We start from the raw sequence: 1,223 nt of genomic DNA, 5'->3' as shown, positions 1-1,223 counted from the left end.
GTCGTTACATCAACACTGTTTCCATCTTTATTCGTTTGCATTGATTTCGTTTGAATCTTTGCGTATGTATTTTTCGTATTTGCTGTCGGTAAGTGCATTACATTCGTTTGATATAAATCTGGATTACTCTTTAAATCCGCAGTATTTTTTTTATATAATGCACTGCTCATATTCATTTGCTCAGCAAATGTTACATCTTGTGCTTTATAGCCAGGTGTATTCGCATTTGCAATATTACTAGAAACGGTATTTCGCTTCGTTACTAAATAGTTCATATAATGACTTACATCACTAACTAAATCTGGCATATTCCACACCCTTCCTTTTCCATCATGCTCGTTTAGCGCATGATTATCCACTGATGGAAGTTTCACTTTATTATTCATTTTCCTATATGTATTTATTTATTAAAATATTATCTATTTTGTACCCTTACATATTTTATTCCATTTTCCCATTGTTGTCTTTAGAAAAATACAAAAATATAAAAAAGAATATAAAAAACTGTATACGCGTAGTAATCCATGTAACATTTTGATATATAAACAATAAAAAAAGAGCTTCCATACACTTCTCTCCATAAAATAAAGACATCTTATTTTTCATTGCTTGGATTATTACCATTCTTTTTATTACAGTCATAAAGTGAAACCTCAATCAGCGGAACGCCTTATTCAAACAATGGAATGGAACCCCTTTTAAAAGGAGTATCCATTTCCATACTTTCCTATTAAAATTTACCGTAAAACGAATTCGCTTTCATTCGTCCATCATTTGTCATAATCATTTCTTCCAAAATCTTTTGCTTATCTCGAATATGCTGTGCTGCCTTAATTATTAATGGACTCACTTCCGCTGCAACATCTGCGCGCGTCTCTTCATCCAATGTCATCATCCAGCGATTTAACATAGCACTTTTCTCAGCAAATTCTTCATCTGACACTTGCAATTCACCGATTTCATTAAAACAGCCGACAAACGCTCGATAAATATCATTGTTCATTTTCGAGTGCTCCGCGGTAACCGTCTATTAAATCTTGTAACACTTGTACAATCGCATCCATGTCTTTTGCTTCACGCGTTACTTTCATCGTCTGAATTTGAATGCTAATCCAATCGTATAAACCGAATAGACTATCATATAAATCTTTAGTAATCTCAGGATTTAATTGAAGCTTTAACTCTTCAAAAATACGTTCTAATTTTTCAAGAAGCGCATCTCC

General features: G+C 33.0%; 3 protein-coding genes. All 3 read right to left on the bottom strand.

Annotation, left to right across the window (positions count from 1 at the left end):
- Positions 1-386 (bottom strand): flagellar basal body protein (locus AC1DJR_RS30385; protein WP_477004299.1); only part of this gene is annotated, 386 nt, incomplete at its 3' end.
- Between the two features lie 344 nt (positions 387-730).
- Positions 731-1,003, bottom strand: a complete 273-nt coding sequence (locus AC1DJR_RS30380) for a hypothetical protein (RefSeq protein ID WP_060748979.1) — start codon at positions 1,001-1,003, stop codon at positions 731-733.
- The coding region (locus AC1DJR_RS30375; protein WP_477004298.1) for a flagellar protein FliS at positions 993-1,223 on the bottom strand (231 nt) is incomplete at its 5' end. The genes AC1DJR_RS30375 and AC1DJR_RS30380, both read right to left, overlap by 11 nt.

It is taken from the genome of Bacillus sp. 05T31, assembly GCF_056396725.1.
This window is presented reverse-complemented; position numbering and strand designations above follow the sequence as displayed.